Source organism: Micromonospora sp. C95 (genome assembly GCF_018070465.1).
Classification (GTDB): Bacteria; Actinomycetota; Actinomycetes; order Mycobacteriales; family Micromonosporaceae; genus Micromonospora.
Genome location: NZ_JAGPXT010000028.1, coordinates 19808 through 46035, shown reverse-complemented (window position 1 = coordinate 46035; position 26228 = coordinate 19808). Strand labels below are relative to the sequence as shown.

Here is a 26228-nt window from a genome sequence, read left to right as displayed (position 1 = left end):
ACACCCGGTGCCGTCGCGGCTCAGCGGGCGTCGGTGACCACGTGGGCGCAGGCGGCGCAGGCGGCCGACCCCTGCTCGGCGAACCAGCGGCAGGTGCGTCGGATGGCGCAGCGGGGCAGTTCCACCTCCGGTTCGCCGACGGTCTGCGCGTACGACGCGACGAGGCGTTCGCCGAGCCCACAGTGATCACCGGTCCAGAACCCGCACCGGCTGGTGACGCAGGGACCGGCGAGCCGGTAGCGGGCCTCCACCGGCACGTCCGCCTCCGCCGCCGCAGCGACGGCCACCTCGGCGGGCAGGGCCGGAGTCACGTACGCGACCCGGCCCGCCGGAGTGATCATGCCGAGGAAGACCGTGGCGTTGGACGCGGGCGTACTCGGGCACGACCGCTCCCCCGACGCGGCCGGTTCCTGCGGCGGTCGGGTCATTTCTGCAACCAGAAGCCGATGTCGTTGATCTTCTCGCCGAGGTCCTGCGCGAACGGACCGTCGATCACCCACAGGCCGTACCACTCGGGCCGCAGCCGCAGGTTGGCGTGGCCGAGGGCGAGTGGGTTGCTGAGCTTGGTGCCGGCGACCGAGAGCGCGGCCAGGCCGGCCTTCTGAATCTCACCGGCGATCTGGCTCTGCTGCTCGGATGTGAGGTCGACGCCGTCGACCACGAAGCGGAACTCGTGGCGTGCCATGGTGTTTCCTCCGGTTCGTTCAGTAGGTGTCGGTGTGTAGCCCGCGCCGCAGGGCCGCCCGGGTGAAGGCCGCCCAGCCGGAACGGGAGGCGGCGTCGAGACGGCCCACCTGGTGACGCCAGGTGGCGGCACCGGCGGTACGCACGCCCCACAGTTCGCGGCACGCCGCGACCGCGAAGGCGACCTGCTCGGGTGAGCCGGTGAACCCGGCCGCACCGTCGACCACGCGCAGCCCACCGTCGGCGGCGACGGTCACCTGCCCGAAGTGGTGATGCAGGCTGGCCAGGGTGCCCAGGTGCGCGCGGTCGGCTCGGCCGGCGAGGAAGGCGTCGAGCGGCCGATCGTCCACCACCACCCGGATGGCGCGCAGGGTGAACGCCGCCCCGGCGGCGTCGGCCACACCGACCACCTCGACGGGGACGCTCCAGCCACGCGGTGAATTCGCCGACCAGAACGCCAACCAGGCGCCCAGCCGCTCGTGCAGATCCGGTTGCAGGGCCGCCGGTGCGGCCAGTCGTGCGGTGGCGATCCCGTCGCGGACGACCGCCGATGCTGTCGGGTGGACCGGGGCGGCCGCCCCGGCGGATGAGGTGACGACGGTTGCGGTGACGGCTGCGGCCGAGGCGACCGCGGTGCCGGCGAGCAGCCCGCGCCGGGACAACGAAACAGATGGGGATGACATGGTCCGCCTTTCTCCGACGGCCTAGGCATCCCACGCTATCGACGGCGACAGATCATCTGAATCGCCGTTGTATCGGGACACCGACATGAATCCCGGTGATCGACGACGGCGTGAATCCGTTCATCCTGCATGCCGTCGCCGCTGGTCAATGGGTCACGGTGGTGAGGTGGGTGAGGACGGCCTGGTTGGCCTCCCAGCCGTCGGGGAACCGGACCGGCACGTCCAGTTGCGGCGCCTCGGTCGAGGGGTGGGCGTCCAGCAGTTCGCCGATGCCGGCGCGGGCCACCACCAGGCAGGCGTGCCGGTGCCGGGAGGTGAGCACGCAGAGCCGCCCCGATTCCAGGTGGAAGGCGGTCGCGTCGCGCCGACCGGAGAGCGGGTGCAGCACGATCGTCACGTCGTACTCCCGGCCCTGGAGGCGGTTGGCGGTGTCGACGGTGACGTCCGCCCCGGCCTCGCCGAGTCGCGCGCGGATGGCCGCGACCTGGTCACGGTGGGCGGCGCCGACGGCGATCCGGTCCGCGGTGACCGGCGCGCCACCGGGCGCCTGCTCGCTGACCGCGACCGCCCCGCGCCGCAGCACCCGCAGCGCGAGCGCGGCGCACGCGGCGGCGGCCTCCCCGTCGGTACGCAGGGTGTGCCGGGCCGGCAGCTCGTACAGCGCCCAGCCGGTGGCGGCGGCCGACTCCACCGCCCGGTCGACGGCGTCACCCGACCCGGGCTCGGTGAGGTGCAGCGCCCGGTCGTCCGGGCCGGTGCCGGCGCGGAAGCCGGTGAACGGGTAGAACGCGCGGGACACCACCGGGGCCGCCGAGGCGGGCAGCCGCCAGGAGACCGGCAGCCGGTGCACCGGCAGGTGCGGGTTGTGCCGCAGCAGCACCGCCACCGCCGACTGCATCGGATCCCAGGTCAACCCGGCCCACCGACCGACGTCCACTGTGGAGAAAGGGTCGAGCTGCCCCGGATCACCGACGAACAGGGCCCGCTCGAACCTGCCGGCCACGCGCAGCAGGGCGTCCGAGCGCATCTGGTACGCCTCGTCCACGATCGCCCACGGCCAGCAGCCCTCGGTGACCGTGGCCCACTTGGCGGCCGTACCGATCACCACGGCCGAGGCGGCCAGGTCGGCGGCCTTCGTGGCGACCCGGACCTGCGGATGCGCCCGCACCCGGGGCGACGCCCGGTAGTCCCCCGCCGACAGTCGCCCGATGCGCACCTGCGGCGCCCTGGTGGCGAGCCGATCGATCAGGTCGTCGACCTGCTCGTTGGTCTGCGCAATGATCATCAACGGCTCGCCACCGCTCGGCACACCGCCGCCCGACCCGATGTCGCCCGACCCGGCGCCGCTTGAACCGACGCCGCTTGAACCGGTGCCGCTTGAACCGGTGCCGCTTGGACCGGTGCCGCTTGAACCGACGCCGCCCGACCCGGCGCCGCTTGAACCGGTGTCGCCCGACCCGGCGCCGCTTGAACCGGTGTCGCCCGACCCGGCGCCGCCTGAACCGACGCCGCTTGGACCAGTGCCGCTTGGACCGGTGCCGCTTGGACCGACGCCGCCCGACCCGGCGCTGCTTGGACCGACGCCGCCCGACCCGGCGCCGCTTGAACCGGTGTCGCCTGACCCGCCGGTGGCCAGCTCGATGGCGGCCCGTACCACCAGGGTCGATTTGCCGGCACCAGGCGGCGAGTCGACCACCACGCCCCGGTGCTCGCCGGACCGCAGGTCGGCCAGCACGGCTGTGATCACCCGCTCGGCCTCGACCGCCGGCGGCACCGCCAGCTCCGGCGTCAACGCGATCTTCCCCACCGGCGGCACCCTACCGCCAGCTGCCCTGTCCCGCGCCCGCCCACTCGCTCGGCGACAGCCCACGAGATGCGGCATGTCGCGGCCTCCCGCGAGCCGGAAGCCCCAACATGCCGCAAAGCGCGACCTCCCACGGCCTGTTGCGACCTGGCCGACCGACCTGACCGTCCGGCCTCGCCGCGCGGCCTGGTCGCCCGACCGGTCCCCCGGCCAGGCACCCGGCCAGGCCCTGGTCGCCCGGCCCAGCCCTGGTCGCCCGACCCGGCCCCAGTCGCCCGATCCGGCCCCGGCCGCCCGACCGCGTCCCTGGCCGCCCGACCCCGGCCGCCCGACCCGACCCCGGCCGCCCAGCCCGACCCCAGCCGCCCGACCCGACCCCAGCCGCCCGACCCGACCCCGACCGCCCAACCCGACCCCGGCCGGCCCGACCCGACCCCGACCGCCCAACCCGGCCCCGGTCGCCGACCCGACCCCGAACCCCGCCACCCGACTCGACTCGCGGCCCGGCCCCGGCTGCCGGCCGACACGAGATGCGGCATGTCGGGCCTTCCAGCGCGACGGAAGGGCCGACATGCCGCAAGCCGTGGGCGGCACTACCCGGGCGGAGCCCCGAGGCGCGGGCCGATCGACGGAGCATGCCTGCGACGCCGGAGCCGGGGTGCCGGCGAGCGGGCGGAGCGGGACCGAGTAGGTCAGCCTCGCCGAAACGAGGCGGAGCGAGGCGGGGTGGTCAGTGGACGATGACCGGGGTCTTCGGCTGGTCGCCGGGCTGCTCTCCGGGCTGGTCGTCGAGCAGGTGGGACCGTTCCCGCCGCCGGGGCAGGAACGCGGCGGGGATGAACGTGGCCGCCACCAGGGCGAACGCCACCCAGAAGGTGGTGGCGAAGGAGTTGGCGGCAAAGTCCAGCCCGCGCTCGATCAGCGACGGGTCGGGAAGCTGCTGCGCGAGTTCCGGCCGCTGCTGGGCGGCGATCGCCAGGCCGGCCTCGGTGACCGAGTTGCCGCTGTCATCGGTGAGGCCGGGGACCTGCCGGGAGCCGTTCAGCTCGTTGGTCAGAATCACCGACATCACGGCGGCGCCGACGGAACCGCCGATCTGCTGGAGGATGTTCACAAGCGTGGAACCTCGGGCCACCTCGTGCCCGGTCAGCGTCTTGAGCGCTGACGTCATGATCGGCATCATCGTGCCGCCCATGCCCAGGCCCATCACGAACAGCGAGCCGCAGAGCAGCACGTACGAGGTGTCCGCGTCGAGCTGGGTGAAGGTGAAGAACCCGGCGAGGATGAGCAGCAGCGCGAACGGCACCGTCCGGCCGACCGGCACCTTGTCGGCGAGCATGCCGGCGATCGGCATGGTGACCATGGCACCGATGCCCTGTGGCGCCATCAGCAGGCCGGCGTGCAGCGTCGACTCACCGCGTACCTGGAGGAAGTAGCTCGGGAACAGCAGGCCGGCGCCCATGAACGCAATGATGAAGACGAACATGGTCAACGCCGCGATGGTCAGCCTGCGGTTGCGGAACAGCCGCAGGTCGAGCAGCGGGTGCCGGGGCTTGAACGAGTAGATGACGAACGCCACCACAAGTGCGGCACCGACAAGCATCGGCCCCCACACCTCCGGGTCGGCGAAGGTGCCGGCCTCGGGCAGCGTGGAGACGCCGTACAGGAACAGGGCCAGACCCGGCGAGAGCATCAGCATGCCGAGGAAGTCGAACGACTCGGAGGGCTGCGGGCTGTCCTTCGGCAGGGCCAGCTGGGCGTACACCAGCGCGACGATGCCGATCGGCAGGTTGATCAGGAAGATCCAGTGCCAGCTCGCCACGTCGATCAACCAGCCGCCGAGGATCGGGCCGCCGATCGGGCCGAGCAGCATCGGGATGCCGAGCACCGCCATCAACCGGCCGATCCGGTTCGGCCCGGCCGCCCGAGTCATGATCGCCATGCCGATCGGCATGAGCATGCCGCCGCCGAGACCCTGCAACACCCGGTACGTGATCAACTCGCCGATCGTGTCGGCGGTGGCGCACAGGCCGGAGCCGATGGTGAACAGCGCCAGCGCGATCATGTAGAGGCGTTTGGTGCCGAACCGGTCCGCGGCCCACCCGCTGAGCGGGATGACCGTGGCCAGAGCGAGCGTGTAGCCGGTCATCGTCCAGGCCACCCGGGCGTACGAGGCGTCGAACTCGCTCTGGAACGTCGGCAGGGCGACGCTCACCACCGTCACGTCGAGGATCGACATGAGCGCACCGAGCACCACGACGCCGGCCACCTTGAGCACCGCGGCGTCGAGCTTGTCCGAGGTCGGGACAGGCTGCGATGCCGCGACAGATTGCTGTGTCACGAGGTCTCCTGTTGTTGGAAATGCCCATGGGACGAGCGGTGGTGGCCGACGTGGCGCCCGACTGGCCGACGCGACGGCGGGTGAGCCCGCACGGCACAGTAGCCCTCGCCAACGACAAATCGCCGCCCGTTTAGCGACCAGCAGAGCTTTCTGTGAGCACTGCCACGATTACTGAGCGGCACGAGGGTGTGACCGGGCAGGGAACGGGTACGCGCGGCAGGCGGTCAGGGCCGGGAAGACGGGCGGGAGAGGTGGTGCCAGCGTGGCGAAGTTCCTGGTCACAGCGATCTACACGGTTCCGGGAATGGCCGGCCTGGCCAAGGAGGGCGGCACGGCCCGGGCCGAGGTGATCGAGGCCCTGATCGAGAACGCCGGCGGGCAGGTGGAGGCGGTGTACTACGCATTCGGCCAGTTCGACCTGTACCTGCTCTGCGAGGTTCCGGACAACGTGACCGCCGCCGCCCTCGGCATCGCCGTACGGGCGGCAGGCGGCGTCGACGCCCGGATCGTCCCCCTGCTGACCACGGCGGAGATCGACGCCGCCGTCCGACTGCCCGTCACCTACCAACCGCCGGCTGCGTGACGCAGATCGGGCGAGCCGCCCAACCCACCCCGATCACGCCGCCGAACGCCCGACCTGCCGGGCAGGACGCGAGCAGTCACCCAACCCGACATGCGGCATCTCGCGGCTTCCCATTACTCAGAAAGCCCAACATGCCGCAACTCGCGACCCCCACTCCTGTCGGTCAGCGGCGGCGCGAACCCCGTGGCACCGAACGCTACGAGAGCGACGGGTTACGCGATGAGCAGGAGCACGCTGATCGCCAGCATCACTACTGCGGTAGCGCCGTGGATGCCGTAGACGGCCGACTTGGGCCCACCGCTGCGCAGCACGATCAGCGCGTCGCCGATGGGGATGAGGGTGGCGGCCAGCATGAGCCCGCCCAGTAGGTGGGTTGTCCCGCCGACCACCACGATGAGGATGAAGATCCCCGCGGCGATGTCCCGCACGGCCTTGACGGACAGCCAGGCGTGAAAGGCCCGGTCCTCGGTCGGGGTGTCGGGGATGCCAAAGCCGACCGCGGCCTGCGGCGCCCAGAAGGCGCGACCGCCCATCACGATGACGGCCACACCGACCAGTCCGGCGAGCACGGTGGCGACGTTGCTGAGCATGGTTGTTCTCCTCGCTTGGAACTAGCGGCGCTAGATGTTGTAGCGACGATACGTTGCCGCCGACAGCATGTCTAGCGCTGCTAGGATCAGGCCATGTCCGCCATCTCCGAACGCCGCGAACGCGAACGCGCCCAGCGCCACCAGCTGATCGTCACGGCCGCCCGCGAACTCGCCGAGGCTGAAGGGTGGGAGGCGGTGACAACGCGGCGGCTGGCCGAGCGCGTCGAGTACAGCCAGCCGGTGCTCTACAGCCACTTCACCGGCAAGGACGACATCATGCGGGCCGTCGCCATCGAAGGCTTCGGCGAACTCGCGACCCGCCTGCGCCGTGCTCGTCTCACCGACCCCGCGCCGCCTGCGGCACTGCACGCCGTCTGCCGCGCCTACCTGGAGTTCGCAACCGAGCAGCCGGCCCTCTACCAGGCCATGTTCATGCTGCCGACCGACGTGAAGTTCGCGCACGCCGAGACGCCGCCGCCATTGCGTGCCGCTTTCGACGAGTTCGTGAGCTGCTTCCACCCGGACAATCAGCGACGCGAACTGTTCGCCGAAGTCACCTGGAGCGCGCTGCACGGCATAGCCGCCCTGACCGAGAGCGGGCGCATCCCCCCGAACGGCCAGGCCGAAAGACTCGACTTCCTCGTCACCCAGATAGCCGCCCCGCCAAGGCCAGGGGTCTGAGCCGAGCGGGACTGCGACCCCTGGCCATTGATATCCACGCATGCGGCTATCTAGCATGCGCACTATGCGTGCTCGTCAGGTCACCCTCGTCGCCGTCCTCGGCATCGTGCTCGGGCTGTCCGGCACCGCCGTCGCCCACGCGGCCGACGATCCACTGCTGACCACTCCCGGCGCACCGGTGGTGGTGGCCAACGAGCCGCACCGGCTCACCCTGACCTGGTCACCGTCGACCTGGATCGGCGAACCCGGCGACACGCCCATCCGGCACGAGGTGCGGGCCTGGCTCGGCCCCAACGTGTACCGCAGCCTCGGCACCACCACCGGCACCGACCTCACGCTCACCGATCTCGCGCCGGGCACCGAGTATCGGCTCACCGTGTGGGCGTACACAAACGCCGGGTACTCCCTCGACTCGCCGGTGACTCCGGTCCGCACCGCGTACGGCAAGGCGCGGGTCAGCTACCGCAACCTGAGCTGGTCGCCGACGGACAACCAGATCCAGCACGTCCTCCAGGTCGTCAACACGGGCACCGCCCCGCTCGACCTGGGCGACGTGCGGGTCCGCTACCACGTGACGTTCGAGGGTGGGAACACCTCGCTGACCACAAACTGCGACTGGGCGGCGATCGGCTGCGCCAACCTGCAACGCCACATCCAGTACTTCCCACCGCCCCTGCCGCCCGGCCCGCCGGGCACGCCGGGCACGCCACCGCCGGCTGCGCCATCGCCGCCCGCCCCTGGATCGTCAATGGCACCCGCGACGACCACGTCGCCGCTGCCGCGGACTCCGACGCCCACTCCGACGGTCGTCCCACCGCCCGGCACCCCGATCCCCGGCTGGATCGAACTGACCTTCACCGGCGGAGAACTGGCCCCCGGCGCGTCGACCGGCCCGATCTACCTCCGCCACCACCGGCCGAACTGGTCCGCGATCGACGAGCGCGACGACCCCAGCTGGCAGCAGGCCACCGGCGAGTGGGCCGACAACAGCCGGATCACCCTCGACGTCGACGACATCCGCGAGTACGGCGACACCTACGCCTGAGCCGTGGCCAGCGCCGGCACGGCCAGCACATCGCGCGTACCGGGTCAGGCGAGCCGGAACAACTCCTCGACCGGCCCCCAATCCAGCCCGCCGCCGGGGGCGAGAGCGGCTTCACCCCAGGAGACGCCGAGCAGCCCTTCGTCCGAGTTGCAGGCGAAGCCGACGAGCAGCGTCCTCGGCTGCGGCGTGAGTTCTTCGATGGCCGCGCGCAGCAGCGTCCGGTCCCGGGCCTCGTCCGGCGTCGCGGGCATGCCCGGCAGGGTCGGTTCGTCGTAGCCAGGCTCCGGACCGAAGAGAATCAGCAGGTCGCGTACGAGGTGGTTCTTGAGCCGCCCCCGGACGCGCCGCATGTCGAGACCGCGGCGCTTGGCGTACATCCAGGGCAACAGCAGGTGGTTGCGGCAGATGGTGACGCGCACCTGCGCACCGGGTGGATGCACGTCCTGCACGTCCGGCAGTTCGCGGAGCTGCTCGTGCAGCGACTCGTACTGCTGCTTCCAGCGGGTCGGACCGAAGGCGTGGTCCGTGGCCAACGCCGAGGCCTCCCGCGCGTTCTGCGCCAGCTCGACAGCCCGCTGGAGGGCCTTGGGGATCCGTGCCCGCAGGTCACGGACCAGGTCGGAGCCGAACTTCTCCACCGACCACTGTGACGGCTCGCCATCAATCCCCACGTCATATACCCCCTGTATCTAGGCGGTCACTGACCGATACAAGGTCTCACACCTTTCGATGCGATTAACAGCCCCGGCCGCCTGCCGTCACCGGATCGTGGGCAGGTGGATCCGGTGGGCGGGTATCCCTGCTGCGGTGAGCCTGCCCCGGGCGTGGTCGAGCATCGCGGCTGGTCCGCAGACGTGCACCTGCTGGCCGGGGCGGTAGTGGTTGAGCGCGACGGTCAGCGCGTCGCCCTGCTCGGTGGGAGCGACGAACGGGTCAAGAGAGAAGGCCGGAACGACTCTCAGCCAGGGATGGGCCTGGTCGAGCTTGTCCAGGGTGATCGCGTCGTAGAGGTCGGCCACGGTGCGTACGCCGACGATCAGGGTCACCCGGCGACCGGCCGGCGCGGCGGCGACCTGCTCGACCAGGGCGCGCAGCGGGGCCAGCCCGGTGCCACCGGCCACCAGCAGCAGGTCCCGGGCAGTGACTCGTCCTGCCCCGGCCGGCTCACCGGATGCCGCCTCGGCGGGGCAGCCAGCAGGGGACGGCTCCGGGGTGGTGGGCAGGCTCAGGCCGATGTCGACGGGTGGGCCGAGGTGGAGCAGGTCGTCGGGGCGTACCTGATGGACGAGGGTGCGGGAGACTGTGCCGGCGGGGACCGCGCGGACGTGCAGCTCGACGGTGCCGTCGGGGCGCGGGGCGTTCGCTGGGCAGTACCAGCGCCACCGGCCGGGATGCTGCGGCAGGCAGACCGGCATCGCCTGGCCGGGCTGGAACGGCAGCCGCCGCCACGGGCGTACCGTCAGGATGGCGACGCCCTCGGCGGCCAGGTCGCGGCCGACCATCTCGGCGGGCCAGAACGCCGGCCCGTCGCCCATCCGCCCGGCGGCGCGCTCGACGAGCGCCCAGGCCCGCCGCCAGCGTCGCTCCCAGCCGACCTGTTGCGGGCACAGCCGTGGCGCCACCGGCGCCAGCGCGGCACCGATCAGCGGGCCATGCTCGGGTCGCAGCCGGTACCGGCGGTGCACCCGGCCGAGCACCGCCAAAAGCGCCAACCGCCCGGCCCGGTCACCGCCACCACCGACCAGCCGGGCCAGTGCGGCGACGACGAGCGCCGTCGCCCGCTCCGGCAGCAGCCCCGGGCAGCGCAGCTCGGCCCGGAAACGGGCGGCGGCCTCGTCGATGACCGGGTGGTCGCGGGCGGAGAGAACCCCGGCCAGGTAGTCGGCGGCCCGCCGCCGCTGCGCCTCCGGCAGCCCCGGCCAGCCCTCCAGGACCGCCCCGCCGGCCGCGAGCTGCCGGGCCAGGTGCGCGGCGAGCCGGCCCCGATCAACCCCGATGAGGTACGCCGACAGCTCCGCGTCCGCCTCGACCAGCCGCAGCCAACGGGCCACCGCCTCCCGGCTCACCGCCGCTCTCCCGTCGGGTGGTCGTGGGTTGCCGACCGACAGTCGGCGTGCCGGGCCTGCCGGCCGTCGGCGTTCCGCGACTGCCACTGCCGCAACGCCTGCCGGATCCGCTCGGCCTCGGTGTTCGCGGTCGTCAACTCCCGGTGCAGCCTGTCGATCTCGTCGGCGACCCGGTCGAGGTAGGCGTGGACCTGGGCGGGGTCCAGGCCCCGCCACCGCCTGTCAAACTCGACGGCACGTATGTGATGCGCTTGCAGGCGTTCCCCGGACAAATAGATCATCGCCGCGGTGCCTCCTGCTCGGCGATCAGCGCCTGCACCTGCCGGTCGCTGAGGCCACGCCGGTCCAGCACCCGCTGCCCCCACCGATGCAGCCGGCACGGATGCGGCGCGCGGTCGTTGCGGCAGCGCGGTCCCTCGGGCCACTGCTCGGCGGCGTGCACAGTCACCGCACGCACGGCGAAACCGACGTCCTCTGCGGTCACGTACGGCGGCATCGGCAACTCGCCGAGCACCTGGTCGATCGAATCCATGTCCCTCCCCTGCTGTGGTTCGGCACCGAGGCGGGCGGGGACGGCGCACCGTCGGGGGTCGGTACCACCGGAGCCCAGCGCCCGCCCCGGGCCATGTAAAGCAGAGTTGTGGATCAGCAGGGGGGACCGTATGACGTGGGCGAAGTAGGCGACATGCACATGCCGTATGCGGTCGGGCTACCGAACGTTGCGGCTCGCCCGGTGGTCCCGCCATTCGCGGACGGCATGGAGCAACGGTCCGTGGTGTGGACCAGGTGCGGAACGCTGCTTGCCCTCCCACAGGCGCACCAACCCGTCGGCGAAGGCGTGCAGCGCTTCGTCGGAGGCGTGCGCCCATGCCGGGATCTGCGCGGCCCATGCCTCGGCTTCAGCGGGCGGATGGCCGGCGCGGATGAGGCGGACCAGCATGAAGGCGGTGTCGATCCATGCCGCGCCAAGCGCCGGGCTGGACCAGTCGACGAGCCACAGCCGGTCACCGACGAGGAAGTTCCGCGGCGTCATGTCGGTGTGTAGAAGCGTCTCGCCGTCGACCAGGTCGGGAGCGATGAGCCCTCGCCAACGGTCAGCGAAGCGCTGCACCTGGACGGGCGGGCTGGGAGTCAGTAGGCGGCTCTGCTTGGCGAGCAGGTCCGCGACCGCAGTCAGATCGGGCGAGCCCGGAGCAAGGTCGGGATGCCGGCCGGCACCGTACTCGAAGCCGAGAATCAACCAGCCTTCCGCCTCGACCGTCCAGCGCAGACGGGGTGCCACATCGGGTAGCCAGGGGTTGACGCGGGCCTCGTTCCGGTAGAGCCGAGCGGCCGGTCTTTCAGTCTCGCCACCCTTGCAGAAGACCCGGCCGGTGTCGGTGTCGACAACGGCGGCCAGGTCGCAGGAGGCACCGGTCGGTACGGAGGAGGCGGCATGGACCGCACCGGTGCGTTGTTCGATCTGCCGGCGTACCTCCCTGGGAAGCTCGTGCCAGTCGCGGCGACGCGGCATCCGGTGGCCTCCCGAGGGCGAGCGGTCCCGGGCAGTTTATGCCCGGGACCGCTGGTGGCCTGCCTATCGAGTCGGGCTGTCGGTGCAACCGGCGTGGCACTGGGTGCAGTCGGCCACCCGGCCGCCCCACAGCTCATGATCGACGGCGAAGCCGGCGGCGGTGATCGCGGCGACCGTCCGAGAGATCGGAGCACCGATCGGCTCAGGTCCGGAGGGCGGCTCCTCCGACGTGGGCTCCGGCTGGTGGTGAATGAACCGACCGGCGACGCGCTGGCAGAAGTCGGCGTACTCGCGGGTGTGCAGGATGAACGTGTGCCAGCCGATGTCGACCAGGTCGCTCGGCCCGAGCAGTCCGGTGGTGGTGGCACAGGTTCCGAGAAAGGCGAGCGCCTGATCCAGGATGCTCGCCGGCAGGTCGGGGGCCAGTTCGGGGTAGTCATGGGCGATGCGGGCGAACAGCTGGGCGAACAGCTCGTCGGAGACGAGCGCCCGGCCGGTGCCGACTCGGTCGATGGTGAGCATCCTGCTCCTTCCGTTGGGTGGTCTCACCGCAGGCTGCGCCCGGATGCCCTCGATCCTCATAACGCTGTGGGCATTGTCGATATACGTGGTGCGTATACCGCGAGCCCAGGGAGGCGTTTGAATGGTTAGGCTCGACGGAGCGCAATGGACACAGCCACCCGCGAACGGCGAGGTTGCCGGTGACACCTGCGAACTGCCCCCGCTGCGGGGCACGCCTGGCCCGCGACAACGACAGCGGACGCTGCGCGCCCTGCCAGGCAGCCGAACGCGACAGGCTGAGCGCACCGCCGGAGGTCCCGGCGTCGTTCTGGTCGCATCCGCCGCTGCGGGCGGCCCTGGCGGAACGACACCTCGGACGGGTGATCCGGGCCTACCGACACCACCCGTACCACGGAAGGGCAGCGTTGCCGCAGGCCGTGGTGGCTGCCTGGTTAGGCATCACCCAGGCCCAGCTCAGCCGCGTCGAGAACGGCCCCCCGCTGGTGCATCTGGACCGGCTCTCAAACTGGGCAGCGCTGCTGCGCATACCCGCCGGGCACCTGTGGTTCGACGTCGTGGGTGGAGAACGTGTTCGCGGGAGCAGGTCAGCACCTCAGGCGGTTCCAGGGATCAAAGGTCCGGACGAGAGCCGGCGGATGTTGCTGGCAGGCATCGCCGCTGTGGCTGCCGGCGCGGGACTGCTCGGCGGCACCACCGCTTCACGATCCCGGCGATTTGGCACTGCCGATGTCGCGCGCTTGAACGCCGTCCTCGACCTATACCGGTCGGTCGACTATGAGTGCGGCGGCGGGGTTCTTTACCAGGAGGTGGCCCGATTCGCGGAGTCGGTATATCGGATGCTCGACTGGTCGCACCCCACCAGCCTTACACCTCAGCTCGTCGCCGCTGTGGCAGCGGCTCGACAAGTGGCCGGCTGGACGGCCTTGGATGCGGGCCGGCACTCGGACGCCCAGCGACACTTCGTCGCCGGTGAGCGGGCAGCACTGGCCGCTGACGATGGCTCCTTGACTGCCATGATCCGGTATTCGCAGGCCAAGCAGCTTCAACACCTACGGCACAATCGGGACGCCCTGGCTACCCTCCAACTCGCTCGCGGACAGCTCGGGTCCCAGGCCACGCCTGCGGTCAAGGCCCTGATCATGGGGGCGGAAGCGGCCTCGCTGGCGGCACTGGGCAACCACGCAGCCGCCGATCGAGCGCTCGGTGAGGCCAGCTCGCAGTTCGAGCGGATTCACGCAGATCGGGAGCCGGGCTGGATGGCGTTCTACGACCGTGGGGAGTTGCTGGCGCAATACGGCCGCGTCTACCGCGATAAAGCCCGTCAGGACAAGAAGCACGGGTCGGCGGCGGTGCGCTATGTGGCGGATGCGATAGCTGCCTTCGGCCCTGGGAACGTGCGGAGCAGCGCGCTCAACGAGGTCGGTCTGTGCAGCGCGCTCTTTCTCGCCGACGAACCTGAGCAGGCGCTAGACGTTGGGCGCCGAGTATTGCGCCAAGCCGAGGGCATCAGCTCGGCGCGGGTGATCGATCGCGTCGCCAACCTGCGCCGTGATATGGCACGACACCGAGAGCTTCCAGAAGTTGCCACGTTCGCGCAGGACCTCGCCGCGCTCAGGGCAAGGCTGTGAGCGTGGGTGCCACAGGCCGGTTCACCGAAGAGGCGATGACACAGGCCATGCGGCAGATCGCCGCCCGGCTTGCCGTCCCGACCGACGATGCTCGGCTGCTACAGCTCACAAACAATGCCGTCTTCGCCCTTCCTAAAGCAGGACTAGTGGTTCGAATCGCGCGGACCCATCGGCTCCACGACCGAGTGGCAAAGGTGAGCGACCTCGCGCGCTGGTTCGCGGCAATCGACGCACCCTCTATCCGACTCGCTCCGGTCGCCCAGGAGCCGATGGTCGTCGGTAGTCTGCTCGCCTCAGTTTGGGCCTACGTCCCGCCCACACTCCCTGCTCCCACGGTCGAAGATCTCGGAGAGGTCCTGCGGGAGTTCCACTCCCTCCCCGCTCCGCCGATCGCCCTCCCCGAGTGGGACCCGATCGGCGATGCGCGCCGCCGGCTGGCCGACGCGGAAGGGATCAGGCATGACGAGCACGACTTCCTCTCGCAGTGGTGCGACCGCCTGGAGCCGCAAGTAACAGCCCTAATGCGGCAGACGTCCCCTCGCCTCGTTCATGGAGATGCCCACGTGGGCAACCTCCTCAGAGAGCCCTCCGGCCGGGTCGTCATGTGCGACTTCGACGCCACGTGCCTCGGTCCCTGGCAGGTCGACCTCGCCGCTGTCGCCGTTGGCGAAGTCCGCTTCGGCGGGGTCGGTAACCACGCCAGACTGGCTGCCGCCTACGGCTTCGACGTCACCACCGACCCATGCTGGCCGCTGCTTCGGGAGGCACGCGAGCTGAAAATGATCGCCGCCGCCGTGCCGCTCTTGGCTAGCTCGTCCGCCGTCGCGGCGGAGTTCTACCGGCGTATCAGGTCGGCCCAAACCAAAGATCACGAAGCACGATGGAGGCCGTTCGCAGACCTCCAAACGCCGGCCAGAAGATAGCAGGCAGTCGCCAGAAATCTGGCCCGTGCTCGTCCCTCCCGCTAGACCGGCGCGCGATCGAACCGTCGATATCCCCCAAAGGGATGACGATGACATGCTTTAGGACGACGACACAGGGTGCGACTCGCATTACCTTCGTGTGATCCGGGGCCTAGCCGCCCGGACAGCCCAGCTATAGCCCAATCTCGTCGTTCACCTGGTGGTGGCGTACTCAGCGGGAGTTTCAGGTGACTGTCGACCCGGACGAGTTAAAGCGCGAGCAGGACTACTTCGACGCCGCCTGGGAGCATCGCGAACGGATGCGCACCAGCCTCGGTAGCGCTGCGGGTGCTGCCGCGAACAGCGGTGCAGCCGTCCGAATCCGCAGAGACACGCAAGCCCGGCAGGACAAGCTCGGCGAGCCCGACGAAGCCGTCGCGTTTGCTCGAATGGACGACGAATCCGGAGAGCGCCTGTACCTGGGGTATCACGCCATCTTCGACGACGAGTCGAACATCGTCGTCGTTAATTGGCAGGCACCGGCCGCCACTCGGTATCACAAGGCCACCCATACTGATCCGTGCGGGCTACGCCTGAAGCGCGACTTCACCAGCAAGAACAACACAATCCAGAGTTTTACCGACGTGCTCCTGGCGGATCTGTCCGCCGAGATCGCGGAGCTTGAGAGCTGGGAACGGCCCTCCGACACTTTACTCAACGAACTTGGGCGCAACCGCACGGGGTCAATGCAAGACATTGTCCGCACGATCCAGGCGGCGCAGTTCGACCTGATTCAGACGCCGCTAGAAGGGGTCATGGTCGTCCAGGGCGGGCCCGGGACAGGAAAAACTGCCATTGCCCTACACCGGGTCTCATGGCTTCTTTTCAATTACCGCCACCAGCTTACGGCGGAGAAAGTCCTCGTCATCGGCCCAAACCCGACCTTCACTCGATACACCCGTATGGTGCTTCCCACCCTCGGTGACACCAGTGTCGTGCAGCTCGATGTTCACCAGCTCCATCCACCGGTGCGTAAGGGGGGCGTCGAGCTGGCCGACGTCGCCCGCCTAAAAGGCGATCAACGCATGGCGAGCCTGGTCGAGCGAGCTCTCTATGCCCGAGTGGGTCTTCCTGGCAACGACAGGCATCTACGTATTGCAGTTGACCGGCACCGGTTCATGCTGCCAGCCCACGACATCACCGCAGTCATCGCCCGTGCTCGTGACAGCGCTGGCAGCTACTCGGAGCGGCGACAGCTCTTTCGTCAGCTGCTGCCAGAGAACATGTTCGACCTACTGGCCAAGGACGGGTCGAACGGATTCCGCGAGATTAGCGCCGCCGGTCTCCGACAGGCATTGGATCCTCTTATGGACAGAATTTGGCCGTCGGCCACCCCGGCTGCGCTACTTCGAGAGCTATACAGCTCGCGGGATCGCCTGATCGCCGCAGCTGGCGACGAGTTCACCGCACGTGAGGTATCCCTGCTGCATCGGCGGGCGGCCGACAAGTTGTCTGACGAGCAATGGACTAACGCCGATCTAGCGGTGTTAGATGAAGCCGAGCATCTAATTAACAGCGTGCAGGGTCACTTTGAGCATATTGTCGTCGACGAGACTCAAGATCTGTCACCCATGCAGTTGCGCTCGATTGCTCGACGATCAGCGAATGGATCCTTTACAGTGGTGGGCGACATCGCCCAATCGACCGGCAAATGGGCGCGCGACGAGTGGGACGACGTTGTGCGCCACCTTTCCTCCCACATGCCGGTCAACTACGAAGAACTCCGCTACGGATATCGCGTGCCGAGGCAGGTGTTTGAGTTTGCGGCGAAGTTGCTTCCGATCGCTGCACCTTCGGTGAAAGCACCGCAGGTGGTGCGGGAGGGCCCCGCAGACCCGTCAATTCACCACGTGCACGAGGGTGAACGGGCGGGTGAGGCGGTCCGGGTTGCCATGGGACACGCTGCTCACGGTCGGTCCGTAGCGATCATTTGCCCTGACACATGCCGCGAAGACATTGAGCTGGCGCTGATCGCGAAAGATGTTGCCTGGCGTGCGGCATCTGAGGGTGAACTCGGCCCAGGAATCAACGTCGTCGACCCCCACGAGGCCAAGGGCCTAGAGTTCGATGCCGTCGTGGTCGTCGAACCAGCCGACATCGTGGCCGATGATGTGCGCGGCCACCGTCTCCTCTACGTCGCCCTAACCAGGACGACGAGATACCTGGACGTGATTTGTATCGGCGATCCGCTACCCGACGTAGATGTCGAGTCCGACCGAGCGGGAGAGGCAGAGGTTCTGCCCGATGACAACGAGCCGGACCCGTGGGGGCCCGTGCTTGACGCCATTGAGGCCAAGCTGGCCGAGAAAGAACCAAAGCCGTTTAAGGACAGATGTTCCGATACTCCGACAGATCCCGCACCGGCTGCTACCGCTGCGCGCACGAAGGCCTCCGAGCGTGTCATCACGGCAGCCGCCGAGGACGTCGTGGAGCTGCTACGCGAGAGCGTGGTACCGAATCTGTGGCAGGCGGTCCTGGCCAAATCGGCCGAAATCATTGCCGACCGACCTGGCCAGAAGTAGCGAGCTGGTGGCAGTGGGTAGCTGATGGCAGCAGACGCAGGGAACGCACCTCGCCTCACCGGGGCCGCCCTCGGTGCCGTACGTCATCGAGGGTCACATCTTCAGATTGTGGCCTCAGCGGGATCCGGAAAGACCGAGGTGGTGTCCCAGCGAGTAGCAGACCTCTTGGCGGAGGGTGTTTCTCCTGAGTCCATTGTGGCCTTCACCTTTACAGCGCGTGCCGCCGAGGAGTTAAAGAACCGTATCGTTCAGCCTTCTGCAGCAGCGGGTGCCTCGATACGAGACGTACGACGTACTCGATGACAACCAGCTGACCGCCTTTCTCTCACGTGAGGCGAACCGACTTGAGCTGCGGCAACTCGATCCCGGGAACCGGCTCTTCGCGTCGATCGCGGCGTTCCTCAAGGCGGTCGACGTGGTCGAGAATGAGCTGCTCGACGCTGATCCTCTGCCCAAACCAGTCAAGACTGTCCTCCACGACTACTACGAGACCCTCGACCGCTACCGGCTGCTGACCTACGGTCAACAGGTCGTTCGCGCCGTGCGGGAACTGGAGCGCCCGGCGTTCGCATTAGATATCTATGCGACCCTGCGCCACTTGATTGTCGATGAGTACCAGGACGTCAACCCGGCACAGGAGCGCCTCATCAAGCTGCTGACCGGCCCGCAGGTGGAGCTGTGCGTCGTCGGTGACGGCCAGCAGGCCATCTACCAGTGGCGAGGCTCCGACGTCTCCAACATCGTGACGTTTCCGCAGCGCTACCCAGACGTGACAACCTTCGAGATCACCGTGAACCGGCGCAGTCGTCCCCAGATCATCGGCGTGGCCAACCGCTTCGCCGAGACAATCCCCGAGCGTATTGACAAGCAGATGCTGCCCAGCCGGCTCTCCGCCGACAGCCCGCAGCCGGAGGTTGTGGTGTGGACGGCCGAGACGGAGACGGAGGAGGCCGGCTGGATCGTCAGCTATGTCCTCGACCTGGTCGACGACGGTGTCCCGCTGAGAGACATAGCCGTGCTCGTCCGGAGCAGGGCCGCATACCCGCGCCAGGTAGAGCAGTTCGCGACCTTCGGCATTCCGGTGCAACCCGGTGGCCGATCCGGGCTGTTCGATCAGCCGGAAGCGAGAGTTCTCGGCCGCGCCTTCGCCTGGCTCGCCGATACCGAGTGGCGTGGCACCTTCGGCACGGGCCAGCCGGTCGCGGACGCGGATCTGTTCGACGAGCACGAGCGGGTCTTCAACCTGTCGAAGCTTGAGCGGCGTCAGGTTGTTCGGCTCCTTAGGGAGTGGAAGGCTGCAGTACCGCGTACCAACCGCACCGCGAACCTGGTCGGCGAGCTGTACGAGCTGTTCCTCGAGTTGCAGGTTCGATCCTGGAATTTAACCGACGAGATGACCATCAACCGCCTCGGTACCCTGGCACGCTTCACGTCCCTGCTCGCCGACTACGAGTCGGTCAGGCGTCGGGCCCGGCCTGACTCCGACGCGCCCACGGAACAGGTCGGCGGCCAGGACCGCGGCATCTGGTACTACCGGAACCTTGCGCTGCACATCGTCAACTACGCCCAGGGCGCCTACGAAGGCTTCGACGGGGAAGCGGACTTCGCGCTGGATGCGGTCGACCTGACGACCGTGCATCGCGCGAAGGGCCTGGAGTGGCCGGTGGTGTTCGTACCGTCGATGACCGCCACCCGATTCCCTTCGAGCCGCACGGGGCAGCCCCAGTCATGGCTCGTCCCGCGAGACCAATTCGATGCCTTGCGCTACGAGGGCTCGGATGCTGACGAGCGGCGCCTCTTCTACGTCGCGATGACCCGCGCTCGAGACTGGCTGTCGGTTTCGCGCCATGAGCGCGTGAGGTCGCGACGGGTGGCGCGGAGCCCGTACCACCAAGAGATTGGGCAGGTCGAGGTGAAGCCGGAAAACGTCGCCTTCCCGCCCATCGAGAGCAGCGGGCACGGCGGCAACGAGCCAATCTCAATGACCTACAGCCAGTTGGCCGCGTTCATGGACTGTGGCCAAGCGTTCCGGCTACGGGAGCTCATCGGCTTCCAGCCGCGCCTCGCCACCGAGCTCGGATACGGCAAGGCTGTACACCACGTCATGCGGGCGGTTGCCGAGGCCACGGAGGCCAACGGCCGGGTGCCGAACACGGAACAGATCGACGAAATTCTGAACGCGAGCTTCTTCCTGCCCACCGCCAACAAGGCCGCGCACCGCCAGCTCCGCGACGCCGCACGCCGGCTTGTCTTGGCGTACGCGACACAGTACGAGGCCGACCTGTACCGAGTCTGGGAGACAGAGCGCCCCTTCGAGCTGCACCTCGACGGAGTCACCGTCACCGGCCGAGCCGACGTGATCCTCGACAAGGAAGGCGGCGTAACCAACGCCCTCGCCATCGTTGACTACAAGACCTCTGCCTCGGCCGGGGAAACTGACCACGCGCTACAGCTTCAGGTCTACGCCGACGCAGCGCGACGAGAAGGCCTCGACGTGCGTGCAGCGTACGTGCATGACCTCAAGGCTTCCGCTCGCCTTCCAGTCCTTGTGGACCCAGAGGCCGTACAGCGGGCGGAGGCAGCGGTGACCGAGGCCGCCGCGCGCGTCAAGGCGCGCGACTACAAACCCAACCCCGGTCCCCGCTGCCGCCGCTGCGAGGTACGGACCATCTGCGGATCCGCCAAGTGAGTACGTCCGTCAGACGGTGAAGACCTTCATCACCTCGTCGCCGTAGTCGTTGATCACCTTGACCGCGATCTTTCCGGTATCCGGACGGGCAAAGGGCCGGGACTCGCTGCCGTGGAGGCTTTCCCAAGCGTCCGGGTCGATGTCCGCCTTGAGGGCCGCCTTCAACCGCTTGTACGGGTCCTGCCCGCCAGTGAAGTAACAGTGCCGGACGAAGAACGATTCGCCGTTGTAGGCCGTGTCGATCATCCAGAGCGCGATCTGGTCGGTGGTGTCGCTGCGCAGGTCGCCGGTGTTGGGATCGTAGACGTCGACCCCGTGCAGCAGCACTCGCAGTTCGTCGTCCTCCCGCTTGATCTCGATGTCCGGCTCGCCGAAGACGGTGAACAGGTTGCCCGCCCCGGTCTTCTTGAGTTCCTCGCCCATGACCAAGTCAGCGTTCATTCGCACAAGCAGGACCGGTACTCGACCGAGCCGCCGCTCCGCGGCGACGTTGGCGAAACCTTCCTCGGAGGTCACGTAGTCGTCGTCCGCGGTGCCGAGCACAGCTGGGTCGAAGGCGAAGGCGAGGACGCAGAGCAGGTCCGCTTCTCGCGTGCGGTTCGCCTCCCGGGCAGCATCTTTAATGAAGGACGGCCCAACCGTCCCATACTGCGGACCGACGGTGATGCCGACCCGCTTGGGCATGCCGTTAGTCGCATCCTCACGGATACCTACAGCCTGGATGTACGGCGACGCGTAAGGCTCCACGGAGTCGAAGGTCAGACGCTCGTTCTTTCGGCCGTTTTGAATTCCGGCGGCGCGAAGGTTGGCGATAACCGTCTGCTCGAACTCGGCGCTTCCGTCGAATGCGCCCTCGTCGTTCAAGCAAATTGCTTCCGGATCGTCCACTGCGCTCCCCGCGAAGGCCAGCGACCGGTGAGGTGAGAGGCTCTCGACCGTGAAGGGTCCAGCGACTCGGACTTTCCTTTTGTCCTCGTGCGGCCTGTCGTAGAGCAGCTCGTATTCGGCATGCCGCTTTATTGCCGCGTCGATCTCGGCCCGGCTCATCCCCTTGCGGATGTCCGGGTTATTTGCGATTGACTTAAGCGTGATGTGCTGCACGCGCTCGTAAACAAAGCCATGTCGAATGTCGCCGGTTGTCGCGGCAGGCGGCAGTGGGGTACCCGAAAGCTCGCTCTCCTTGACCCTTCCCTCTACCGAGTCGGCCAGCAGGTACCACGGGAAGCGCCCTCCCATGAGCCGTTGCCTGGCCAACGCGAGCGCCACCCGCGAGGTGTCAACCGTGATCCATCGCCGTCCCCACTGTTCTGCGACGAAGGCCGTCGTGCCCGAGCCACAGGTGGGATCCAGTACGAGGTCACCCGGATCCGTGCACATCAACATACAGCGTTCAATGACCCTCGAGTTTGTCTGGACGACGTAGACCTTGTTCATCGCCGAACCAGACTGGGTGTCATCCCATAGGTTGTTCAGGGGAATGGCAGGGAAATCGTCGTGGAAGCGAACGTAGTTGATATTGTTGCCGGACGGTTCTACGCGGCGAGCGGCAATAAGCCTCGCCATCCCAACTTCGTTCGTCTTCCATCGAGCCTGCATAGATGGACGGAACGTCCGGCCATCAATTTGAACAGGGAACCATGAGGCTGCGCCTTCCCCCTTAGCGCGACCCTGGCTCTGTGAGGTAAGAAGCTGCAGGCGGTAGAGGCGGCCATCCTCGGGACGATAAGAGGCCAGTTCCGTTCGGCGGAGTCGGACTCGGGTGCCGTCTGAACGCTCGAGAAGGGAATACGTCTCGTCGCCGCCCTCGCCGATGTGGCGCGGTCGATAGAGTGGTCTGAATTTCGCGGCCCTCCGGTCCTTGGCGTACCAGAGGAGGTAGTCGGTGGTGCCCCCGATAAAATCGCTAGTCGCCCCACTGGTTGTCTTGAATGTGATTTGCGAAATGAAGTTTTCGCTGCCGCAAACCTCGTCCATAAGACTACGAACCAGGTGCACGTTTTCGTCGCCGATCTGGACAAAAACCGATCCGCTCTCGGTCAGCAATTCCCTGGCGGCGGTCATCCGGTCTCGCAGGTAGGTGAGATACGAGTTAATTCCGTATTCCCACGTGTCCCGGAAGGCCTTGATCTGTTCAACCTCGCGGGTGGCGTCCTCGAGTTTGCCGTCCTTGACGTCGCGCTTGCGGGCCGACACCTGCCAGTTGCTACCGAACTTGATGCCATACGGCGGGTCGAGGTAAATCATCTGGATCTTGCCGCGGAGGCGCTCCCGCTCCGCGAGGCTAGCCATGACATTCAGCGAGTCGCCCAAGATCATGCGGTTCGACCAGTTGGCCTCGTGCTGGTAGAAGTCGACCAGATCGAGTTCGGGCAAGCCGTCAAAGGCGTCGAACAGGGTCAGCTCGGGCTCTTCCTCAGGTCGTGCTGACGTCCGCCGGAGGTTCTCGATGAGCACCCGAGGGTCGATCTTTTCCTGGATGTAGATCGGGGGAGCATTGCCCTCGAGGTACTCCGCTAGGTCCTGCTCCTCCTTGCCGCGCCACACGAGTTGCGGGCTGTAGAGCGGTCGCGGGTACTTGAAGACGAACGGGTTCTCGATCTCGGGATCCACGAAATCGTGTGCGTCGGCGGTCGGCAGGTTCGTCCGCTTGTCGTTGTAGGTGATGGCGTCGACGGGGGTCGGCCCGGTGGTGGCCTTCTTCCGCGGTGGCATAGGTGCGGGTTCCCTTCGCAGGATCAGGCGGGCAGGCCGATGATCGGCCGGTCGGCGTACAGGTTTTCGATGGCGGTGTGAAGCACGGCGTGCGCGTCGAAGGGGTTGCCAACTTCGATGTATCCCCAGCGGCCATAGTCGCCGGCGTTGTTGACGGCGGCGCACCACTGGTTCCGGGCGGTGTCGGCCTTGGCCCAGGTGGGACCGGGCGACTTCCGGCCGCCGGACACCTCGATGATTAGCGTGCGCTCGACGTCGCCCGGGTCGGTGACAAGTCGCACCAGGAAGTCCGGCACGTACTCGTGGCTTCGGCCCTCGAACACGTACGGGATGGTGAAGCCGAGTCGCTCGTTCTTGACGTACGAGTAGACCCGCTTGTCGCGCTCGAGCATGTCGGCGAGGGCTTCCTCCCAGGTGTTGCCACGCACCCCGTCGAGAACGACGTGGTTGAGATGCGACTTCTCAGGCGGAGGATCCATCACTGCCTTGCGGGTCAGGTAGCGGACGTCATCCGTGGATCCCTCGCGGTCCATGCGTCGGACGACCGGCATGAGTACCGGAGTGCGGTTGTCCTGCAGCCGGATGATCGAGGAGTAGACCTTCTCCGCGGCCCGCGCGCACGCCTGCGTCAGCAGCAGGTGCCCCTTCGTCACCTCGGGGTCCGTGGTGACCCACTCCTCCAACCACTGCTTGCAGATGTCAACCAGCTGGGGGAACAGCCACGGTCGCTCGACGCCCGCGTGTGCCGCGAAGTAGCGCTCCTCTACGATCAGCCGCTTGGCGATGGAGTAGGCGATGCGCTGGGGACGCGCGAGACGAATGTCCTCCAGGTCGACGTCGCTCGCCGCGCCCACCACGCCCTGGTTCTGTACCCACAGGGCGACCTCGCGCTGGTCGAGGTGTAGGCGGGACTCGGCCGTGAAGTCGGCGTGCAGCGTCTCATCGGGCAGCTCGACGCGGTAGCCGTCCAGCTTCGGAAAGCGAATCGCGAGATGCGACCGTTCGGGTAGCGCGCGGACCTCGACCGCCGGCCGGGTCAACTTCGGCTTCGGCATGGCCCGGTCGCTGGGGATGAACGCGAACGGGACGCCGTACACCTCCGCGTACTCCGGCTCGAAGCGGCCCTCGGCGTTCGCCGCGTAGCTGCGCCGGCGGAGCCCGCGCCCGACCACCTGCTCGCAGAGCAGCTGGCTGCGGAACGGTCGTACACCGAGGATGTGGGTGACGGTGTTGGCGTCCCAGCCCTCCGTAAGCATCGCGACGGACACGACGCAGCGGATGTGCTCTCCCAGCTTACCCTTCTTGCCGATGGTGTTCATCGCCTCGCGCAGCAGGTCGCCGTCGGTGAGGGAGTCGACGTCCGCGCCGGGGTTCCGCAGCCGATATTCCTGCTTGAACGCCTCGATCTCGCGAGCGGCGTCCTTGCGGAACTCTGGGCCGAGCGGGCCGCCGGATTCCAGCGCTACAGAGTCGACCAGGATTGTCCGCTGACGAGGTGTCCAAACGCCGTCATCGACATTGCTCAGCAGCGGCAGGTTGCCTGCGGCGAGGCGAGTCGATCCGTCGGGGTGCTCGACCTCGCGGCCGGCGATCCAGTCGAACACCCACTTGGAGACGATCGTGTTGGGGCAGACCACGATCAGCACGGGCGGAGGTTCACCGGCCGCAGCCAGCGTTTCCTCGTACCGTCGGTGGTTCTGTTCGTAGCTGCGGTAGAGGCTGCGGAGTGCCCCTTCCAACGTCTCCGGCATCACCCAGCCCTGCGGCCCGAAATCCACGCCCTTGGTGCTCCGACGCTTGGGCAGCGGTGGCTTGATGTTGTCCCAGAGGTTGAGGTACACCGGCTGCCGGGTGGCTGCGTCGTCGTCCACGGGTACTCGCGGAATCTTGACGATGCCGGATTCGATGGCGTCCATCAGCGAGAAGTCACTGACGACCCAGGGGAAGATGTAGCCCTCGTTGTAGCCAGAGCCCTTCAGGTAGTACGGCGTCGCCGAGAGGTCGAACACCGACTTGACCTTCGTCTTGCGGCTCAGATCCAACAGGCCGCGGAACCATACGCGGGCCTCACGGTTGCGCTCCTCGTCTTCCCGGTCGGCCTCGTCGTCGGGGTGCTCCAGGAGCTTGTCCTGATAGCAGTGGTGGGCCTCATCGTTGAGTACGACGATGCCACCCTCGGTGGAGCCGAAGGGCCGCAGCACCCGGTCGGCGACCATCTCCGGGGTCTCCCGAAAGGCATCGGGCATGTCCGGTCGTCCGCCCCGCAGCAGCTTGCGGGTGTTGCTGGAGACGCCCTGGATCTCCTTGGCGTCCCTGGGCAGGAAGGTGTGGTAGTTGACGACCTGGACCTGAGCCTGGAGCAGCGGCTCCCACAGGTCCGACGGAACGAGGTCCCGCTCCCGGTAGTAGTTGTCGTCCCGTTCGGGGTGGAGGACGCCGAGGCGGTCGCGGATGGTCACCCCAGGCGCCACGACAAGGAAGCGCTTGGCGAACCGCGTGTCCCGCGGCGTCATCACCTTGTTGATGGTCTGCCAGGCGATCAGCATCGCCATGACCACCGTCTTGCCGGACCCCGTCGCCATCTTCAGCCCGACCCGCGGCAGGCCGTCGTTGTGCAGCCGATTCTCCGGCTCCAGGCGTCGCCGATAGTCGGCCGTGCCGTGGCGCCCAGCGACCTCGGCGAGGAAGATTGCGGTCTCGACCGCCTCGCGCTGGCAGAACAGCACAGCGTCATCCCGATGCGGACCGGGCGCCCAGTGCGCAAGCAGCTTCCTGGTGTACGGCGTGACGCCGTTCCAGTTGTTCGCGCGCCAGCGCTCGACGGCAAGCCGGATGTCGTTGATCAAAGAGTTCGACTCGCGCCGCTCGCCGGCGACGTCGAAGTCGAAGGCCTGCTGAACGGCACCCTTGCGTCCCTTCTTGCTGACGGGGACCGGGATGAACGACTCGCTCGGCCGGCGACCGGGAAGGAGTTTCCCTGTAGGACCATGTTCGCCGATCTCGAAGTAATGCTCGGGAGGGTGATACGGCGAGTTGATGATCGGGTTGCTGAGGTCCGCGACGGAGGAGCTAGACATATCAAACCTTCGGTCGGGTGCTTAGTTCGGCAGACGAGCGAAACAGCATCAAGAGGCCGGAACGCGGGGGGCAGGCTAGATGAGCCGGGACCGCTTGGTTGGGTTTCTCGTCTCTGGGAAAAGATT

22 protein-coding genes are annotated in these 26228 nt (G+C 67.9%); 8 read left to right on the top strand and 14 right to left on the bottom strand.

What is annotated here, in order from left to right; all coding sequences use genetic code 11:
• Positions 1-20 precede the first annotated feature (20 nt).
• The 5 genes from KBX00_RS24390 to KBX00_RS24365 all read right to left on the bottom strand — a co-directional run bounded on the left by KBX00_RS24390 (position 21) and on the right by KBX00_RS24365 (position 5512).
• The gene (locus tag KBX00_RS24390) at positions 21-428 is read right to left on the bottom strand and encodes a hypothetical protein (protein WP_210830391.1); all 408 of its coding nucleotides are present in this window, start codon (positions 426-428) and stop codon (positions 21-23) included.
• Positions 425-685, bottom strand: a complete 261-nt coding sequence (locus KBX00_RS24385) for a hypothetical protein (protein WP_093401959.1) — start codon at positions 683-685, stop codon at positions 425-427. The genes KBX00_RS24390 and KBX00_RS24385 overlap by 4 nt, the downstream gene beginning before the upstream one ends.
• 19 nt (positions 686-704) lie before the next feature.
• Positions 705-1367 carry a hypothetical protein gene (locus KBX00_RS24380; protein WP_210830390.1) on the bottom strand — a complete coding sequence of 221 codons (663 nt, stop codon included), beginning with the start codon at positions 1365-1367 and terminating at the stop codon, positions 705-707.
• A gap of 145 nt (positions 1368-1512) precedes the next feature.
• Positions 1513-3174: an AAA domain-containing protein gene (locus KBX00_RS24375; protein WP_307869066.1), complete on the bottom strand. Its 1662-nt coding sequence runs from the start codon at positions 3172-3174 to the stop codon at positions 1513-1515.
• A 727-nt stretch (positions 3175-3901) separates the two neighbouring features.
• Positions 3902-5512: a DHA2 family efflux MFS transporter permease subunit gene (locus KBX00_RS24365; protein WP_210830389.1), complete on the bottom strand. Its 1611-nt coding sequence runs from the start codon at positions 5510-5512 to the stop codon at positions 3902-3904.
• A gap of 304 nt (positions 5513-5816) precedes the next feature.
• On the opposite strand from KBX00_RS24365, the gene KBX00_RS24360 reads away from it, so the two are divergent.
• On the top strand, positions 5817-6095 hold the full coding sequence (locus KBX00_RS24360; RefSeq protein WP_301548545.1) for a GYD domain-containing protein: 279 nt from the start codon (positions 5817-5819) through the stop codon (positions 6093-6095).
• A 212-nt stretch (positions 6096-6307) separates the two neighbouring features.
• Here the strand turns inward: KBX00_RS24360 and KBX00_RS24355 are convergent, their stop codons facing one another.
• Entirely contained in the window at positions 6308-6685 is a 378-nt protein-coding gene (locus KBX00_RS24355) for a DUF4267 domain-containing protein (RefSeq protein WP_210830387.1), read from the bottom strand.
• A 93-nt stretch (positions 6686-6778) separates the two neighbouring features.
• On the opposite strand from KBX00_RS24355, the gene KBX00_RS24350 reads away from it, so the two are divergent.
• Entirely contained in the window at positions 6779-7366 is a 588-nt protein-coding gene (locus KBX00_RS24350) for a TetR/AcrR family transcriptional regulator (RefSeq protein WP_210830386.1), read from the top strand.
• Between the two features lie 64 nt (positions 7367-7430).
• The gene (locus tag KBX00_RS24345) at positions 7431-8411 is read left to right on the top strand and encodes a cellulose binding domain-containing protein (protein ID WP_210830385.1); all 981 of its coding nucleotides are present in this window, start codon (positions 7431-7433) and stop codon (positions 8409-8411) included.
• Between the two features lie 44 nt (positions 8412-8455).
• Here the strand turns inward: KBX00_RS24345 and KBX00_RS24340 are convergent, their stop codons facing one another.
• The 6 genes from KBX00_RS24340 to KBX00_RS24315 form a co-directional block, all read right to left on the bottom strand.
• Positions 8456-9082, bottom strand: coding sequence for a hypothetical protein (locus KBX00_RS24340; RefSeq protein ID WP_210830384.1), 627 nt, complete (start codon positions 9080-9082; stop codon positions 8456-8458).
• Between the two features lie 87 nt (positions 9083-9169).
• Complete coding sequence (locus tag KBX00_RS24335) at positions 9170-10477, bottom strand: FAD-binding oxidoreductase (protein WP_210830383.1); 1308 nt, start codon at positions 10475-10477, stop codon at positions 9170-9172.
• The gene (locus KBX00_RS24330; RefSeq protein ID WP_210830382.1) at positions 10474-10758 is read right to left on the bottom strand and encodes a DivIVA domain-containing protein; all 285 of its coding nucleotides are present in this window, start codon (positions 10756-10758) and stop codon (positions 10474-10476) included. Before KBX00_RS24330 ends, KBX00_RS24335 begins: the two co-directional genes overlap by 4 nt.
• On the bottom strand, positions 10755-11009 hold the full coding sequence (locus tag KBX00_RS24325; protein WP_210830381.1) for a hypothetical protein: 255 nt from the start codon (positions 11007-11009) through the stop codon (positions 10755-10757). The genes KBX00_RS24330 and KBX00_RS24325 overlap by 4 nt, the downstream gene beginning before the upstream one ends.
• A gap of 177 nt (positions 11010-11186) precedes the next feature.
• Complete coding sequence (locus KBX00_RS24320) at positions 11187-11990, bottom strand: hypothetical protein (RefSeq protein ID WP_210830380.1); 804 nt, start codon at positions 11988-11990, stop codon at positions 11187-11189.
• A 63-nt stretch (positions 11991-12053) separates the two neighbouring features.
• Complete coding sequence (locus tag KBX00_RS24315; RefSeq protein ID WP_210830379.1) at positions 12054-12512, bottom strand: hypothetical protein; 459 nt, start codon at positions 12510-12512, stop codon at positions 12054-12056.
• A 179-nt stretch (positions 12513-12691) separates the two neighbouring features.
• On the opposite strand from KBX00_RS24315, the gene KBX00_RS24310 reads away from it, so the two are divergent.
• From KBX00_RS24310 to KBX00_RS24290, 5 genes are all read left to right on the top strand, one after another.
• Complete coding sequence (locus KBX00_RS24310; RefSeq protein ID WP_210830378.1) at positions 12692-14140, top strand: helix-turn-helix domain-containing protein; 1449 nt, start codon at positions 12692-12694, stop codon at positions 14138-14140.
• 35 nt (positions 14141-14175) lie between these two features.
• Positions 14176-15063 (top strand): aminoglycoside phosphotransferase family protein, encoded by an 888-nt coding sequence (locus KBX00_RS24305; protein WP_301548542.1) that lies wholly within the window; start codon positions 14176-14178, stop codon positions 15061-15063.
• A 227-nt stretch (positions 15064-15290) separates the two neighbouring features.
• Entirely contained in the window at positions 15291-17624 is a 2334-nt protein-coding gene (locus KBX00_RS24300; RefSeq protein WP_210830377.1) for a UvrD-helicase domain-containing protein, read from the top strand.
• A gap of 24 nt (positions 17625-17648) precedes the next feature.
• A complete protein-coding gene (locus KBX00_RS29885; protein ID WP_374225360.1) occupies positions 17649-17927 on the top strand; it encodes a UvrD-helicase domain-containing protein in 279 nt (92 codons plus the stop codon).
• On the top strand, positions 17893-20313 hold the full coding sequence (locus tag KBX00_RS24290; protein ID WP_210830375.1) for an ATP-dependent DNA helicase: 2421 nt from the start codon (positions 17893-17895) through the stop codon (positions 20311-20313). The genes KBX00_RS29885 and KBX00_RS24290 overlap by 35 nt, the downstream gene beginning before the upstream one ends.
• Positions 20314-20322: 9 nt before the next feature.
• On the opposite strand, the gene KBX00_RS24285 is transcribed toward KBX00_RS24290, so the two are convergent.
• On the bottom strand, positions 20323-23025 hold the full coding sequence (locus KBX00_RS24285; RefSeq protein ID WP_210830374.1) for a site-specific DNA-methyltransferase: 2703 nt from the start codon (positions 23023-23025) through the stop codon (positions 20323-20325).
• A gap of 23 nt (positions 23026-23048) precedes the next feature.
• Positions 23049-26102 carry a BPTD_3080 family restriction endonuclease gene (locus tag KBX00_RS24280; protein ID WP_210830373.1) on the bottom strand — a complete coding sequence of 1018 codons (3054 nt, stop codon included), beginning with the start codon at positions 26100-26102 and terminating at the stop codon, positions 23049-23051.
• Positions 26103-26228: the final 126 nt, after the last annotated feature.

Coding starts and splice junctions, on each gene's coding strand:
- KBX00_RS24360 (WP_301548545.1), top strand. CDS start 5,817: ATGGCCGGCCTGGCCAAGGAGGGCGGCACGGCCCGGGCCGAGGTGATC.
- KBX00_RS24285 (WP_210830374.1), bottom strand. CDS start 23,025: ATGCCACCGCGGAAGAAGGCCACCACCGGGCCGACCCCCGTCGACGCC.
- KBX00_RS24325 (WP_210830381.1), bottom strand. CDS start 11,009: ATGGATTCGATCGACCAGGTGCTCGGCGAGTTGCCGATGCCGCCGTAC.
- KBX00_RS24345 (WP_210830385.1), top strand. CDS start 7,431: ATGCGTGCTCGTCAGGTCACCCTCGTCGCCGTCCTCGGCATCGTGCTC.
- KBX00_RS24350 (WP_210830386.1), top strand. CDS start 6,779: ATGTCCGCCATCTCCGAACGCCGCGAACGCGAACGCGCCCAGCGCCAC.
- KBX00_RS24315 (WP_210830379.1), bottom strand. CDS start 12,512: ATGCTCACCATCGACCGAGTCGGCACCGGCCGGGCGCTCGTCTCCGAC.
- KBX00_RS29885 (WP_374225360.1), top strand. CDS start 17,649: ATGGCAGCAGACGCAGGGAACGCACCTCGCCTCACCGGGGCCGCCCTC.
- KBX00_RS24380 (WP_210830390.1), bottom strand. CDS start 1,367: ATGTCATCCCCATCTGTTTCGTTGTCCCGGCGCGGGCTGCTCGCCGGC.
- KBX00_RS24390 (WP_210830391.1), bottom strand. CDS start 428: ATGACCCGACCGCCGCAGGAACCGGCCGCGTCGGGGGAGCGGTCGTGC.
- KBX00_RS24280 (WP_210830373.1), bottom strand. CDS start 26,102: ATGTCTAGCTCCTCCGTCGCGGACCTCAGCAACCCGATCATCAACTCG.
- KBX00_RS24355 (WP_210830387.1), bottom strand. CDS start 6,685: ATGCTCAGCAACGTCGCCACCGTGCTCGCCGGACTGGTCGGTGTGGCC.
- KBX00_RS24385 (WP_093401959.1), bottom strand. CDS start 685: ATGGCACGCCACGAGTTCCGCTTCGTGGTCGACGGCGTCGACCTCACA.
- KBX00_RS24320 (WP_210830380.1), bottom strand. CDS start 11,990: ATGCCGCGTCGCCGCGACTGGCACGAGCTTCCCAGGGAGGTACGCCGG.
- KBX00_RS24305 (WP_301548542.1), top strand. CDS start 14,176: ATGACACAGGCCATGCGGCAGATCGCCGCCCGGCTTGCCGTCCCGACC.
- KBX00_RS24330 (WP_210830382.1), bottom strand. CDS start 10,758: ATGATCTATTTGTCCGGGGAACGCCTGCAAGCGCATCACATACGTGCC.